Raw genomic sequence first — 15,853 nt, 5'->3', positions numbered from 1 at the left:
CCACCATTTATTGGGCTTGCAATGCGAGCGAAACCTCATTATCTTGTGACTAGAAACATACAAAAACCCCATATCTTGTGCATAGCTTTTGATTCAAAAGTGTTCAGTTGGGGTGGAAATACAGGCCGCGTTTATCTGTGTCGCTGGCAGATAACGCTAGACAATAACAATAACAACGCAGGGAAAGCAGAGCACGTATTACTGCCCTTTGCTCAAACAAAGTAAAGCTATGTATAAAAATTATAAAGACAGGTCATTCATGAACAACACCCTTTTTGTCACGAAACGTAATGGCGAAAAAGAACCGATCGATTTAGAAAAAATTCACAAAGTTATCGACTGGGCAGCCGAAGGCTTAGACTCAGTATCGGTATCTCAAGTTGAAATTAAGTCTCATATCCAATTTTACGATGGTATCAAAACCGAAGATATTCACGAGACCATCATCAAATCAGCTGCTGATCTGATCTCAGAAGATGCACCAGATTATCAATACCTAGCTGCGCGCTTAGCGATTTTCCACTTGCGCAAAAAAGCATTTGGTCAATACGAGCCTCCGGCGTTGTATGCACACGTCAAGCGCTTGGTAGAACTGGGCAAGTACGACAAGCACTTACTGGAAGACTACAGCGAAGCCGAATTTGAGCAAATGGATGCGTTTCTCGATCACGATCGCGACAAGACATTCAGCTATGCAGCGGTTAAGCAATTAGAAGGTAAATACCTAGTTCAAAACCGAGTCAGCGGTGAGATCTACGAAAGTGCTCAGTTTTTATACGTATTGGTTTCAGCCTGTTTATTTGCCAAGTACCCGGCAGAAACGCGTATGCGTTACGTACGTGAATTTTACGACGCGATATCAACCTTTAAAATATCGTTGCCAACGCCAATTATGGCCGGTGTGCGTACACCGACGCGTCAATTTTCATCGTGTGTTCTGATTGAAACAGGCGACAGCTTAGATTCGATCAATGCAACCTCAAGTGCGATTGTAAAATACGTATCTCAGCGCGCTGGTATCGGTATCAATGCCGGTCGTATTCGTGCACTGGGTAGCGCCATTCGCGATGGTGAAGCATTCCACACCGGTTGTATCCCGTTTTACAAACACTTCCAAACCGCAGTAAAAAGCTGTTCACAAGGCGGTGTTCGCGGCGGTGCGGCTACGCTGTTTTACCCACTATGGCACCTTGAAGTAGAAAATTTATTGGTGTTGAAAAACAACCGTGGTGTTGAAGAAAACCGCGTACGTCACCTAGACTACGGTGTGCAATTCAACAAGACCATGTATCAGCGTTTGATCAAGGGTGATTACATTACCCTGTTCAGCCCATCGGATGTACCGGGCTTGTACGACGCCTTCTTTGAAGACCAAGAGCTGTTTGAACAGCTTTACGTTAAATACGAAAACGATGCAAGCATCCGTAAAAAGCGCATCAAAGCGATTGAGTTATTTACCTTGTTTGCGCAAGAGCGCGCGTCAACCGGACGCATCTACTTACAAAACGTCGATCACTGTAATACTCACAGCCCGTTTGACCAAAAAGTGGCGCCGGTTCGTCAATCAAACTTGTGTCTTGAAATTGCCCTACCGACTAAGCCATTAAAAGACGTCAACGATCCTGACGGCGAAATTGCGCTATGTACGCTATCGGCGTTTAACTTAGGTAAAATCGACTCGTTAGACGAGTTAGAAAGCTTAGCTGACTTAGCGGTTCGTGCACTCGATAGCTTACTCGATTACCAAGATTATCCTGTGCCTGCTGCGTATAATGCAACCATGGGCCGCAGAACGCTAGGTATAGGGGTTATTAACTACGCTTACTACTTGGCTAAAAACGGTGTATTTTACTCAAACGGCAGTGCCAACAACTTAACCCACAGAACCTTTGAAGCTATCCAGTACTACTTGCTGAAAGCATCAAACAACTTGGCGAAAGAACAAGGCGCTTGTCCGCTGTTCAATGAAACCAAGTTAGCACAAGGTATCTTACCAATTGATACCTATAAAAAAGACGTGGATAGCATCTGTAGCGAAACACTACACCTTGATTGGGAAGATCTGCGCGAAAGTATTAAGCAGTACGGCGTGCGCAACTCGACTCTATCAGCGCTTATGCCATCGGAAACATCGTCGCAAATTTCAAATGCCACCAATGGTATTGAGCCACCGCGCGGTTTGATTTCAATTAAGGCGTCAAAAGACGGCGTGCTTAAGCAAGTGGTACCTGAATACGAGCGCTTAAAAGGCAACTATGAGTTGTTGTGGAATATTCCTGATAACACAGGTTACCTAGAGTTGGTTGCGATAATGCAAAAGTTCGTCGACCAAACCATCTCGGCAAACACCAACTACGATCCGAGTAAGTTTGAAAGCGGTAAAGTACCGGTTAAGCAAATTCTCAAAGATATGCTGTTGGCCTACAAGCTTGGGGTAAAAACCATGTATTATCACAACACTCGCGATGGCGCGAACGATAGCCAAGGCGACATGGACGACGGTTGTGAAGGCGGCGCGTGTAAGATATAACGGGTGAGCTATAGGACGCGTGGTTAAATTAACCGCGCTAACCAAGTAAACAAACGTTAAAAAAAAGAGGATCGGTCGATCCTCTTTTTTTGTTTATACGCTCAATGCCAACTGCTTGACATACCAGGGCATCGCCTCGCACAGCCCTTTTGACACACTGTGGGTTGGACTATAGCCCAATAGCCGCTGAGCTTTGGTAATATCCGCTTGTGAATGTCTGACGTCACCCGGGCGAAAATCTTGGTAGTTTGGCGCTAACTGATAATCCACACCTGATGCGTGTAGGTTGTCTCGTATTAGCTCAAATAACTGGTTTAGTGAGGTTCTGTCGCCTACTGCCACGTTATACACCGCATTTTTGGCCTCGCTTGGCGCTAACGCGGCTAAGATATTGGCTTGCACGGCGTTGTCGATGTAACAAAAGTCGCGCGATGTTTCACCATCGCCGTAAATATCTACCGCCTCGTTATCAATCATCCGCGCGGTCCACTTAGGGATCACCGCCGCATAAGCGCCATCGGGGTCTTGGCGTTTGCCAAACACATTAAAATAGCGCAAGCCAATGCTGTGAAAATCATAGGCTCTGGCAAACACATCGGCATACAACTCGTTGACGTACTTGGTCACCGCGTACGGCGACAGCGGTTTACCAATGTTCTCTTCCACTTTTGGCAGCGCTGGATGATCGCCATAGGTTGAACTTGACGCCGCATAAGTAAAACTTTTGACCTTGGATTCTTTACTCGCCACCAACATGTTTAAAAAGCCGGTGACATTGCTGTGGTTAGTGCGAATAGGATCGTCAATAGAGCGCGGTACCGAGCCAAGCGCGGCTTGGTGAAGCACGTGATCAATGTCAAAAGTGGCTTCTTTACAGCGCTCTAAGTTGGTGATGTCGCCGTGAATAAAATGAAAGTTTTGCCACTGTTGTTCGGATACTTGCTGTTTTACACTATCGAGATTGCGCCGATAGCCGGTTGAAAAATTATCGAGCCCCACCACCTGCTGATTGTGCTTGAGTAACACCTCAAGTAAATTAGAGCCGATAAAACCTGCCACACCGGTGATCAGCCAACGCTTAGGCTGTTGTTGCAGGTTTAGTAATACTTGCGAGTAGGTTAGCATGTACATCTCCTACACTGCACCGTGACAAAACATTGACTTACAAGCGTAAATCAACGTCTTCTTTGGGCAGGATGTATTTTAAGTCGTAAATAAAGTGGCCTCGACGGCCCCACTGGCGAATTTCAGCTGGCGTTAACGCTTTAAATTGTTGATGAGCCACGGCTAAGATAATCGCGTCGTAGTGTTCGTTTTTCGGCTTATCTACTAAATCAATATCGTATAACTGTTTTGCTTCGCCTTTGTCACACCACGGATCAAACACGTCGACTTGCATATTGTATTCATTCAATTCGTTGACGATGTCAACCACTTTGGTGTTGCGCAGATCGGGACAATTTTCTTTAAAGGTCAAACCCAACACCAACACATTGGCGTGTTCGACATGGGCGTGCTGTTTCATCATGTTTTTCACCAATTGTGACACCACATACTGGCCCATATCGTCATTTAAATGACGCCCTGCTAAGATCATTTTCGGGTGATAGCCAATATCTTCTGCCTTTTGCGTTAAGTAATACGGATCAACGCCAATGCAATGTCCGCCGACTAAGCCGGGTCGAAATGGCAAAAAATTCCATTTGGTGCCCGCTGCTTCTAGCACATCAAGGGTATCAATGCCGAGTTTATTAAAAATGATCGCCAATTCGTTGATCAGCGCAATATTGACATCGCGCTGGGTATTTTCTATCACTTTGGCCGCTTCAGCGACTTTAATTGACGGTGCTTTATGAGTACCGGCGGTGATCACACTGCGATAAACACTGTCTATGTATTCGGCCGCCTCAGGGGTTGAGCCAGAGGTCACTTTTAAAATTTTGGTGACCGAGTGCTCTTTATCACCGGGGTTGATGCGCTCAGGTGAATAGCCAGCAAAAAAGTCTTTATTAAAAACCAAACCGCTGGTCTGTTCAATTACCGGTACGCAATCGTCTTCGGTCGCACCTGGATAAACGGTGGACTCAAACACCACCACATCGCCCTTACTTATCACCCGGCCCAATAATTCACTGGCACTGATCAACGGCGTTAAATCGGGCTGCTTGTGTTGATTGATTGGTGTGGGTACGGTGACGATATAGAAATTACAGCTTTTTAACTCGCTTTCAAGGTGGGTAAAACGCAAACGCTGCGCACGCGAGAACTGGTCAAACGAGACTTCGAGTGTGGTGTCGATGCCATCGCGTAACTCGTCAATGCGTTGTTGTTTAATATCAAAGCCAACTGTAGGGTATTTTTTGCCAAACTCCACCGCTAGCGGCAAACCGACATAACCAAGACCAATGACTGCGATTTTTATTTTTTTAATATCCATTCTCGATACAAAGTGTTGTTGTTTTGATCAAAGTATAGATGCAAAAAATAATTTTACCCTGCCAATTAGTGGCATTTTTTGGCGCTAAATCAAGGGTGCCCTAGTCGATTCAAAGAACCATTCACAGCACTACTCAGAGCGCAATGGTCAACGGTTGGCACAGTCTAGTGCAAAACGATTAAATTGTTGGCAAAAAAAATACCGAGCAAGCTCGGTATTTTGGTTTGTTATCAATGGCGCTGATTAAAACGGTAGGAAGTTAAAGGTGTAGTTTAACTCGGTTTCGTTTACGTCCATGGCACCAAAGTTAATTAAGCGAATTCGCGCCAATAACTTTTTGATGAAGTCTTCATGAGCCAAGTCACTGCTGACAATATTGACATTTTGCACTCGACCTTGTGGGGTGATCACCAAGTTAATGGTCACCTTGCCCTGCAAGCTTGGATCTTCGCGCAGCGCACGACGATAAATTGAGTACAACGCGCCTTTGTTGCGGTCAAACGTTTGGCGAATCGATTCCGTGGTACGGTTACCGGAAGCCATTTCTGACTCGCTTAACGCAGCAGCATCACCTGCTCCGCCGCCGCCACCGGTTGTCGGAACACGGGCGGTAAATTCGGTTGTCTTACGACCTTCAAGACCATTGCCACTGCCCACATCTGAGCTTAGCGATCCGGCAGCAACACCGCCAGACGTACCGGCCACGGTTCGACCAAGTAGCATGCGCTCTGTTTCTTCGGCTTCGCCGCCACCTTGCTCTAAGTTATTATCAGCAAGGCTGTTAACGTCAACGCTTTCACGCATTTGCGATAGCGCGTCTGACATGGCTAACAAACCACTGTTTTGCGCTTGTTCACGCGCAGTTTGTGGCTCTGGCGTTACCTCTGGCTGAGGCTCTGGCTCTGGTTCAGGTTCGGCTTCAGCAACTTCCTCTGGCTCAGGCTCTGCTTCGGGCTCCGGCTCGGGTTCTGGCTCAGGCTCAACTTCAACCTTTTGCTCTTGGATCTTCACCAACTGAGGTGGAATTCGCTCGATTTCTTCACGCGTACGCTCAGGTAAATCAACCACTTTGACCACAATCGTAAATAGCACAGTGACAACCAAACTCACCAACAACAACAGGTTGAATACGCGATTATCTTCGTGTTTCTTCCACGTTGGCAGTTGGCTTAACGACAGTTTTTGCACCATGGCTTAACCCTCCGCCTGTTGACCGTTTTCGGCTGCACTGAGAAGTTCCTTCTCTGACACGCCATAGGTTTGTTCAACGGCAAGCGAAATATTGGTGTAACCGGCATTCGCAGACGTTTGCATAATTTTCTTTAACAAACTGTACGGCACCGATTTGTCCGCCATAATATTGATTGCTAAGCCGTTGGCCAACTCTTCTTCCGTCAGATCGGCGCGTCGATTGCGTTGATACTCAAGTTCCTTGAGCAAGTCGTCAATCAAAATTGCCTCAGAGTCTTTCAGCTGATCAATGCTCGCCACTTTACGCCCTTGTATAAGCACGCTGTTGGCATTTACCGTAATGATCAAGTTTTCCTCAGCGGCTTTTTTAGACACCGACTTAGGCAACTCAATTTCTTTTGAGTTCTGCAGTACTTGAACATCTGAGGCATTCACCATAAGGAAGAATACCAAGATGGTAAAAATATCCATCAACGAAACCAGCGATAACTTCGACGTTTTCGACAAGCGCTGATGGTGGCGAGCCATGCGTTTGGCTCTTACAGACTGCTTCACTTGCTACCTCCTTCTGCACTTACCGCACCCACTAATTCAGGGTTACTCACTTGCAGAGCATCGCCTAAACTAATTTCAGGAAACAGTTCAGCGTCAACAACCGAAGCGACAACCACCGCTTTATACGATCGCGATTTATCCATTAACGTGACAATGGTTTGATAATCAATTTGAGGCTCGAGCAAAATGCTGATGTCCTTTTTGTCGATTCCGCGTTCACTTAACAGCTGCTTAACCTGTTTTAATACCGCCACCAACGTATCATAATCATAATCGTCGTTGGTATTCGGTATGGTTTTCAATAAGTACGTTTTTGGATAATACACTTCAATTTGGTCATCGCGGACCATCAACTCAAGCGTGTTATCTTCGTTTTCTTCTTGATTTTCACTTTGTGCGGTCGGATCCGTGAGTTCCGGTAACTTAAGATCTAAAACGGTAATGTGTGAAAATACCATCATCATCAAAAGCACCGGTACCAAGACGATCATCAAGTTCATAAATGAGGTGATGTCGAGTTCGGCATCCTGACGCTTGATTCGGGTTTTTCTTAACATAGCAACCCCGTATTAGTCAGTCGCGCGTGATTTACTTGTCACTGAGTTGTTTTTGCTGATGATGTTTAAAAACTTAACACCGGCCATTTCTAGGTTATCAACAATCTCGGTGGTCTTAGTTTGTAACACTGAGTGACACAACAACAATGGGATGGCCGAAATCAAACCAAACGCCGTGGTGTTCATCGCAACTGAAATCGAATCAGATAGCAATGATGCTTTTTGTGATGGGTCAGCGCTGGCAACCGCAGAGAACGCAGCGATCAAACCAATGATGGTACCCAATAGACCTAATAAGGTGGCAATGTTAGCTAGGGTTGCAAGGTATGGCGTGCGTTTTTCAAGACGCGGTAACGCTTCCATTACACCCTCTTCCATTGCGTATTCAATTTCTTCACGGCGCGGAGTTTGCTTCATGCGCGTGATACCCGCTTTAAAAATATTGCTGATCGCTGACTCGTCTGCGACGCGCTCAATGCCATCAAAGTCTAAGTTTTGTAGTAATGGCGCAATGCGTTTCATGGTGTCGCCGTTTTGCTTAGACATACGCATTAGGTAAATGGCGCGTTCAAGAGCGATCGCTAAACCAATGGCCAACACCACAGCAATAGGAAACATGAAGGATCCACCTTCTTGGAAAAAACGAATAATAGTATCAAACATGGGTTCTCACCTTTAGTTATTATTATGCAGCGCATAGCGTTGCGAATTTAAATTACAAGTACTTCTGTTATCGTGGTTGGAACTCAACACACGAGGTTGTCTGTTGATGTTATCAGTATTTGTTCACCGGATAATAGCGTTAAATGTGTTCACCGGCGCGTTTGTTCACTCTGTGAGCAATCCACTGTTCGGTTAGATTACATTCGCTTTGTGCTACCCCGCTGCTACTGATGCATCGGTTATTGTTGTTGCTTTTGCGCGTGATACGTCATTTCCCGCTTCAGGCTGTCAACCTCCAGCGGTTGAAACGTCATTTTCACCCGTTGACTCATGGCCTCGGAATTGACAGCCATTTGCTCGGCTTTTTGCCAAGGCACAATCGACGTCACTTTCGGTTGCTCTTTATCACCGACAAACGTCGATTCTAAGGTGATCACCGTGCGACCTCGTTTTTTTGTTGGTGTCGTCTCAGCAATATCATCGTCATCGCTACTTTGTTGCTCTTGGCTTTGAACAACCGGATCGGCACTGGCTTGCGCGGGCGCTAGTTGTGGCGTTTCCTGCTCGAATAACATTGGTGTGGCACCAACAAAACCGCTCAAGGTAACGGCGCTGACAAACACTAAGGTTTGTGACAGCGATAACAACGGGCGAGTGCTTGCCGTGTCATTGGCAACGATACGCGTTTTGATAGTTGATCGTGGCATGGCTGTTTCCCTATTGTTTAAGCTGCATCGAAATATCGGCGATCCAGCGTTTTACCTTGTTGTCTTGTTCTTTGGTTAACACTTGATAGGTTTGGTAATGCGATAACGCCTCTAAGCGCTGTCCCATGTACATATCAAGTAAGATACCCAGATTTAAATGGGCATTGGCAAATCCGCCCCACGCTTCTAACGCGGCCTGGTACGATGCTTTTGCCGCCTCAAACTCACCCGCTTCTCGCTGCATTAACCCCAAGCGATTGTGGGCGTGGTAGTTATTGTTATTGGCTTGAACCGCGCGCTGGTAGTAATTGCGCGCCTCATTGTGTTCACCGTTGTTTCTGGCCATATCGCCAAGTATCACCCACACGCCCGATAGCTGCGGCGTGGCGGCAACGATGGCTTCAAGCGCCGCTTTGGCTTGGCTAACGTCGGTTTGCTGCAATGCTAATGCAGCGTTAACTTGCGCTTTAGTTTCCTCAGACACCGCGATGGCGTTGTCTTTATAGGCATTGGGTAAACGCATTAACCGGTCGTATTCGCTTTCGCTGTTGGCAATCGCTTGCTCAGTTCGGCCGTTGTTTTTGTTCAAAGCCGACGCATCACTCGCCGAGTCAGATGTTTCTGGCAGCGTCGAACAGGCGCTTAGCAATGTCAGCAATGACGCCATGGCGATGCCCTTAGCCGACGTCGATTGCGCCAACGTTGACAGCCGAGTATCGTTTGTAGGATTAATATAAGTCATTAATCACCTCAACAAGTTGTTCTTGTTTGTTGTAACGCGCTGGGAGCAGTTTGGCCAAATCGTCAAAACTCTTTTTCACCCAGTCATCGTAAATACCATCAACACTGCGTTTGGCGTTGGTTTCGTGAATTTCAATCGCCTTGTCTTCAAATGGAAACGCTTGCTCTTCCAACAAAATGTCGTATTGCTCCAGCGCCAATTCGTCGAGATTAGCCGGACGCTCTGAATCCATTAAGTCTTGCGCTAAGACACTGTAGATCTCGCCAATGCGATAGTTGGCTTGCGTGGTAAACTCTGCAACTTGATAGCTTGCCGTGTTGTTATACGCGGCCAATGTCTTATCCAATAAATCGCGCTTTTTCGCTAATGACTGCTGCAATGGCAAAGTCAATTTACTGCGACGGAACTTACCCATCAACACGTCGGCAAAGTGCAAACTGGCCGATGCGGCTAAATAGCGAGAGCGTGCGGTGCGCTTGTCACCAGCGTACTTATCGGCATTGATGATTTTATCCAACCAGAAGTTGCGCTTTAATCGATCGCCTTCGCTATTGAGTTGGTATTCACTGCCTGGGCGGTAAAACTCACTCATAATGTGCATCGCTTCCATATAGGTTGAAAACGGCTCTGAGTAGGTGTGCGCATAAGTGCGATAAGCGCGCATCGCTTGGTACTTATCACCGGCTTTCATGTAGTTTTCGGCCGCTAACCACAACATCTGACGCGTTTCTTGCGCCGTCGGTTTTTCTGCCCAGCCCATTTTCATGTAGGCGGCAGAGTCGGCCCATTGTTCGGTTTCTTGATAAGCGTAAGCCAGCTTAACATTCAACGTATCGCTCAACTTGTGCTCAGGGTAGCGCTCTTTAAAGTCAGCCATAAAATCAATGGCTTCGTTATAGCGCTTAAGCTCAAGTAAATAGGTGGCCAAATCGTATTGCGCATTGATGCGCACTTTGGAATTTGGCGTGCGCTCGATCACTCGTTTAAAGTGAGCAATGGCTTGTTCTAAATCACGGTTTTGACCGCGGTTTTGAGCATCGCTTTGTGCCACCTGCTCACCTTGACGATAAATACTGGCGGCTAAACGGTCAATCATATCGGCTCGACGGTTATCGCTGGCCGGCATCACATCCAAAAGTTGGCTATAGGTTTGCTCGGCATCGACATATTGCTGCTCAGCAAATTGACTATGACCAATAACCAATAACGCCGACAAACGCTGCTCAAGAGGTAAATCTGAGTTGTCCTCTAGCGCCTGTTGTGCCACCATCATCGCATTTTCGGTATCGCCTAATTCAAAATATTGCTGGAACAAATCGCGCTGTACGTCACCGGCGCGCGGATCGTCGCGATACAGGGCAATAAACTGCGCTTTCACGTCTTGTTGTTCTTCAATCAAACGCGCTTTGACTTGTGCGGATGCCGACTGGTCAATTAACTGATCGTAGGCCAAAATAAGCGCATAACCGGCTTCATTGGCGTAATCTTGTCCGAGCAGCGCTTGCTGAACGCGTTGTTCGATGCTTTGCTGGTTAACGCCATCTTGGCTATCACCTTCTTGGCTTTCGCGCTCTTGTCTGTCACTGTCAGCTTGTTGTGCGGTTTGTTGGCGTTTGTATTCTGCCACTGCACTGGTGTGTGCCTTGGCTTCAGGCGAATACGCGACGTAGCGATATAACTCGGCAGCCTTTTGGTAATCGCCCATTTCGTAAAAGCTTTCTGCCAGATAAAAGCTAACGGTAATACCACCTTCAATGTCGGGGAAGTTGGCCAAAAACGCTTCGTACCAGGTCACCGTTTCGCGATACGCTTGTTGCACTACACGGCGTTGCTGTTCACTGTTGTTACTCGCGAGCTCGCGATTTTGCTGCTGTGCATTGGCATGCGCGTTTTGTGAAAACTCTTGTAAAATATCGAGCAACACCGGCGTTACTTCGGCTTGAGTTTTTGCTTTGGCATCACCGTCTACTTGGTCCCAATACGGACCGACAAATTGATAGGTATCAACAAACTTTTGTTTTTCTTCGGTTAACTCGGCAGGAAATTGACCGCGACGATAAATGTCCATTTTGTTGATCGAGTACAACACGCTGGCGTGATGATATGGCTCGCGCTCAATAAAGAAATCGTATACGCCAACGGCATCGGAATAGCGCTGTTTGCTAACGTAATGCTGGGCGAGTAAGTCGTAATTGAGGTAGTGGTACGGACGCTCACCAATTCGGACATAATGCGACGCGACGCCCTCTGGCCCTTGGGCAGAGAAAATTAGTGTCATCACCGCAAAGGTTTCTTCGCTCAGCTGCCTGTCGCGCTTGTCAATCAGCTCTAAAAATTCATCCAACGAGCTTACCTGACTCATCACCTTGTACGGCATAACGTCGTCAATGATTTGTGAAAACGCGGTCAGAGCTTGTTGATTTTGTTCGAGCTTAAAGTAACTCCAGCCCATCATGTACAAGGAAATAGAGTAGTACGGGTTGTTATCAATGGTCACCAGGTTTTGGTTGACTACCTGATCGTAATCGCTCAACGCCCCCAGATAATCTTGTTGAGAAAAGCGAATTTCGGCGCGGCGAAACTGCGCTTCAAGCAAGTATTCGTTATCGGGGTATTCGGTGATTAATCGGTCTAAAGCGACCAAGCTTTGCTCTTGCTCACCCTGTAAGTCATGGGCTTTGGCCAATTGATAGAGCAAATGCTGATTACCTGGTAACTCTGGATTATCGGCAATAAACTCGCGCAGTGACTCAATCGCTTGTTGGTAATAACGTCCACCTGGAACGTCGTCGCCGCGCTCCTGCGCTTGCTCAGCTTGCATCATTTCAAGAACGGTAACGCGTTGGTGAATTTGCGATTTAATGTCGTCATTGACTACATACGGCAGTGTTTTTTTATACGCGAGGCTTAACTCATCCAAAGTCAATTTGGGCAGCGCCACTTTTACAAGCGGCGATGGTTGTAAATCAAGCTCGGCCAAGGTCGCACTGCGGGTGCGATCACTGGTTTGTGCTTGCTCTGATTCAAACATCATACAACCGGATAACAGTACACTGGAAACAGACAGTGCAATCAATGTCTTATGCATTATTCGCCCTCCCCGTTTGGTACATCGGTAACGGATTCATTCATTTGTTGTCCACGAATAAAGACTTCATCGGTCATGCGCATTTGGGCAACTTTGGCCTGTTCAAGGTATACCGTTAAGGCCTGCTGTTGACCTTTAAGGCTGGCCATCAACGTTGTTTGTAATGCATCGACCAGCGCACCTTCAATGGCTTTGGCCGCATCGAGTTTGGCATTGATGCGCGCATAGGCTGTGCTGATCGGATGGATAGATAACGCTTTGGCTTGCTCAAAACGCGATAAATCGTTGGCGAGTAGCTCTTTGGCTAAGCGCCCTTGTTCGTCTAAGTAATAATCGCCGATTTGCCATAGCAGTGCGCCGCCAATGCGATTAAGTTGGGCTTGCAGTTGGTCTTTTTGCGCGCTGTCGGCCGAGGCATCTAGCGCATTGCGAAGGCGTTGATAGTCAGCATAGGCGCGTTGTAATTCGGGTTTTTTCCCGACAACCGGGTCGCGTTGAAATAACTTACCGGCGTAACGCGAGGCCAATGCGTCCATGGTTGTTTCGCTTTGCTGATAACGCGATTGAAGCGTATTAAGCTGGGCCGCTCGCAACGCGGTCTCTTCGCTTTGCGAGAGAACCTTGGCATTGGCGTCGCTGAATTGATACTGGCTTTGGGCCACTGATGACAGTTGTGTTTTCCAGTCGGTTAAGGCGCTCATGGCCGCTCGCAAGCTGTTTAAGTCTTGTACCGATTGCTGAAACTCGTTACCGGCGATCGCCGAGACATCGTCGTATACGGCCGGCAATGACACGCTAATTTGCTCGCCGCGTTGGCCTAACGCACTTTGCTCTGACGGCATCGCTAACAGCGACAGCACGTAGCCTTTTGGGTTATCGGTTAAGCTGGCTAGCTCACTGTCGACGGCATTTTTTTGCAAAATAAAGCGACGCGAGGCAAGTTGATAGGCTGCAAACGCTTGCTCTTTATCACTCATTTGCTCAAAGGCAAAACCAAGCGCTAAGCGCGCTTCATGGGCAAATACCGATTGACTGCTGCTCGTGGCCAATTGCTGCCACATTAACACCGCGCCGTCGTAATCGTCGTTGTTGGCTTTGGCCCAACCATAGCCTAACATTGCCGACTCGCTATCCATACCACGCTGTGACACTTGCTCAAACGCCGCCAGTGCTGCTGGGTTATCATTAAGCTCTAAGTGAACAAAACCAAGCGCCACGTAGGCGCGATCGACAATGGCTTCTAACTCATCAGTGATGTTTACATCAACCAAAACCTCAGCGTCGTTATCGCTAACCTCAACCGGGGTTAAATCGACCACCGACTGCAACGAGTCGATAATACGCGCTTGGTTTGCCGCGTTACTCAAACCTTGGCTTTGCGCTAAATAAGCCATCGCCGTATTAAATGCTAAGTAACGGTGAAAAATGGAATCGGCGCTGATGTTGTTTTTCATCGCTTCGGCGTCAAGCATACGCCCTTCTTTTAACGACAACTGAGCGTTTAGAAAATAGTAACCGTCTAGGTAATCGGTCGCTAAGTTATCGCCCACCTTGTTTAAGGCGCGACGTGCGTCATCAAATTGGCCTTTTTTATAAAAGCCTTGGGCAAAGCGATAATACACGTAATCGCGATGCTCATCGCTTAGCGCTTCGGGATCATTTTGTTCAAACGCATTAAACGCCTGTGCCGAGCCAGTATTCATGTCGTAGTCAAATTCAAGACCGGCGCGCACTAATTGATCTTGGCCATGGTCATCTAGCAATCCGCGTTGGCTATTAAGTGCCAATTGGGTTAATGCGGTAAAGTAATCTTGGCTGTAGTAGTGAAACATCACTTGGCCTTGGGCGATACGCTGCTTGGCTTGCTGACTGGTTTCACTGTTTGCTTGCACGGGTTGCTGAGTAGCATTTACCGACGCCGATAGACTAGAGGCAACCAGAGCGCTGGCGCCAATTGCCATGGCAACGGCCAGACGGACACGTTGTTGTCTCGTATTCTGCGGCAACGCTTTGCTGCGAGCTGAATCAAGCGATGATAAGAACAATACTTTGGTCATAAACTACAACTCAGTGGCCGACAAAATAACGCGTTCAAACGAGGTATCTGCATCAATGCGAAGCTCAATGGCATTCGCATCGGCGGATTTGACAAAATCGGTGGTTAAACCGCGTTTGGTTTTATTGCCGCGCTTATCAATGCCGCTGATGTAAGCTACGACGTTGTGTTCGCCCACACCAACATCACCAATAAACACGCGATCCACACCACCTCGATGTAAGGCATTGCTTTGTTCAGTAGTGTAATGAACGCGGTGTACGCGCTGGCCATCAATGAGCAAGGTCACTGCGGTCACTTGAAACAAGTCGCCGGCATCAACGGATAAATACACCGCCACTTGGTCGGCGTCGGGGTGCAACATCGCTTCTTCGAGCGCTTTAACATCGGCGGCTAATTCAACTAACTCGGTTTTAAAGCGCTGTAATTGGGCATCAGTTGACTGAGCAGAGGCAACAAATGGCACAGAGACGCTAAACAATAAGGTCGCGCTTGTGGTTAGGGTTTTTATTTTATTTCTCATGAGACTACCTTACTCGCATAACGTTTTAGGCTAACACAACTCGCATTTTTCATTTAAAACGAAAATGCCAGACCTAAGGTGGCTTCAGGGCTTATTGAAAAATCGCCGCCACCGTGTTGCTTGTGCAGATGGCCGCGTAAATCAATTCGCACCGAAAACGCATCGTTTAACACAACGCGATAGCCTGCACCGCCAACCAAGGTTTTATTTTCAACGTAGTTTTCATAATCGGTTAAGCCCGCACCGGCAACAAAAAACAGCGAGGTTTTCATGCCGTAATCACGGGTGATGAAGGTGTCTTGATGAAAGTTGTAACCCAATACGCCGTTGATGAATGTGACTTGTTGGCTATGACCAGTCACTGAGTAAGAGCCTTCAATAAAAATGTTATCAGTAAAGTGATACGCACCCCGCACACCTATTGCCGCATGCGTGGTTGAAGGGGCAGATACCCCATCGCTGTCAATGGTGGCCAGGCCGCCAAACACACCAATTTCCCAATCTCTTGAATGCATATCCAGTGTTGCTGCTTGGCGTTGTAACACCGGCTCAACAATATCATTTGAATTTGATGGTGAAGAGGTTTGCTCTGCATTGGCTACGCCGGTTAGCGCTAGAAGGGTAAAAAGAGTGCTTACGCTCGATTTTACAGTTACCACGTTATGCTCCTGATGACCGACTGGTCTTATTATCTATCCGTTGGGTTGCGGTAAACCACAACTCGTTATTCTTGTTATCTATTTGTTACAGTTATACGGGTTAATCACTAAATTAGTCGCTACATTTAGTCTTTACGTTAGTCGT

At 47.2% G+C, this 15,853-nt stretch carries 13 protein-coding genes; 1 reads left to right on the top strand and 12 read right to left on the bottom strand.

The features are described from left to right. Window positions 1-259: 259 nt before the first annotated feature. On the top strand, window positions 260-2,530 hold the full coding sequence (nrdA, locus tag ACAY30_RS06240; protein ID WP_290251545.1) for a class 1a ribonucleoside-diphosphate reductase subunit alpha: 2,271 nt from the start codon (window positions 260-262) through the stop codon (window positions 2,528-2,530). A gap of 93 nt (window positions 2,531-2,623) precedes the next feature. Here the strand turns inward: nrdA and ACAY30_RS06235 are convergent, their stop codons facing one another. The 12 genes from ACAY30_RS06235 to ACAY30_RS06180 all read right to left on the bottom strand — a co-directional run bounded on the left by ACAY30_RS06235 (window position 2,624) and on the right by ACAY30_RS06180 (window position 15,708). Then, window positions 2,624-3,655: an SDR family oxidoreductase gene (locus ACAY30_RS06235; RefSeq protein WP_290251544.1), complete on the bottom strand. Its 1,032-nt coding sequence runs from the start codon at window positions 3,653-3,655 to the stop codon at window positions 2,624-2,626. Window positions 3,656-3,692: 37 nt separating this feature from the next. After that, window positions 3,693-4,967: a Vi polysaccharide biosynthesis UDP-N-acetylglucosamine C-6 dehydrogenase TviB gene (gene tviB, locus ACAY30_RS06230; RefSeq protein ID WP_290251543.1), complete on the bottom strand. Its 1,275-nt coding sequence runs from the start codon at window positions 4,965-4,967 to the stop codon at window positions 3,693-3,695. A 243-nt stretch (window positions 4,968-5,210) separates the two neighbouring features. Further along, window positions 5,211-6,158, bottom strand: coding sequence for an AgmX/PglI C-terminal domain-containing protein (locus ACAY30_RS06225; protein ID WP_290251542.1), 948 nt, complete (start codon window positions 6,156-6,158; stop codon window positions 5,211-5,213). Window positions 6,159-6,161: 3 nt separating this feature from the next. Beyond that, window positions 6,162-6,713: a biopolymer transporter ExbD gene (locus ACAY30_RS06220; protein ID WP_290251541.1), complete on the bottom strand. Its 552-nt coding sequence runs from the start codon at window positions 6,711-6,713 to the stop codon at window positions 6,162-6,164. After that, window positions 6,710-7,270 (bottom strand): biopolymer transporter ExbD, encoded by a 561-nt coding sequence (locus ACAY30_RS06215; RefSeq protein ID WP_290251540.1) that lies wholly within the window; start codon window positions 7,268-7,270, stop codon window positions 6,710-6,712. Before ACAY30_RS06215 ends, ACAY30_RS06220 begins: the two co-directional genes overlap by 4 nt. A gap of 12 nt (window positions 7,271-7,282) precedes the next feature. Next, a complete protein-coding gene (locus ACAY30_RS06210) occupies window positions 7,283-7,933 on the bottom strand; it encodes a MotA/TolQ/ExbB proton channel family protein (RefSeq protein WP_290251539.1) in 651 nt (216 codons plus the stop codon). Window positions 7,934-8,172: 239 nt separating this feature from the next. Beyond that, the gene (locus ACAY30_RS06205) at window positions 8,173-8,640 is read right to left on the bottom strand and encodes a hypothetical protein (RefSeq protein WP_290251538.1); all 468 of its coding nucleotides are present in this window, start codon (window positions 8,638-8,640) and stop codon (window positions 8,173-8,175) included. A 10-nt stretch (window positions 8,641-8,650) separates the two neighbouring features. Beyond that, a complete protein-coding gene (locus tag ACAY30_RS06200; RefSeq protein ID WP_290251537.1) occupies window positions 8,651-9,382 on the bottom strand; it encodes a tetratricopeptide repeat protein in 732 nt (243 codons plus the stop codon). Continuing rightward, window positions 9,369-12,470, bottom strand: coding sequence for a tetratricopeptide repeat protein (locus ACAY30_RS06195; protein ID WP_290251536.1), 3,102 nt, complete (start codon window positions 12,468-12,470; stop codon window positions 9,369-9,371). Before ACAY30_RS06195 ends, ACAY30_RS06200 begins: the two co-directional genes overlap by 14 nt. After that, window positions 12,470-14,527, bottom strand: coding sequence for a hypothetical protein (locus ACAY30_RS06190; protein ID WP_290251535.1), 2,058 nt, complete (start codon window positions 14,525-14,527; stop codon window positions 12,470-12,472). The genes ACAY30_RS06195 and ACAY30_RS06190 overlap by 1 nt, the downstream gene beginning before the upstream one ends. 3 nt (window positions 14,528-14,530) lie before the next feature. Beyond that, on the bottom strand, window positions 14,531-15,049 hold the full coding sequence (locus tag ACAY30_RS06185) for a hypothetical protein (RefSeq protein ID WP_290251534.1): 519 nt from the start codon (window positions 15,047-15,049) through the stop codon (window positions 14,531-14,533). 53 nt (window positions 15,050-15,102) lie between these two features. Next, window positions 15,103-15,708 carry a hypothetical protein gene (locus tag ACAY30_RS06180; protein WP_290251533.1) on the bottom strand — a complete coding sequence of 202 codons (606 nt, stop codon included), beginning with the start codon at window positions 15,706-15,708 and terminating at the stop codon, window positions 15,103-15,105. Window positions 15,709-15,853: the final 145 nt, after the last annotated feature.

The organism is Thalassotalea ponticola, assembly GCF_041379045.1.
GTDB lineage: Bacteria > Pseudomonadota > Gammaproteobacteria > Enterobacterales > Alteromonadaceae > Thalassotalea_A > Thalassotalea_A ponticola.
The sequence above is the reverse complement of the archived record's forward strand: the minus strand, read 5'-3'. Positions and strand labels throughout refer to the sequence as shown.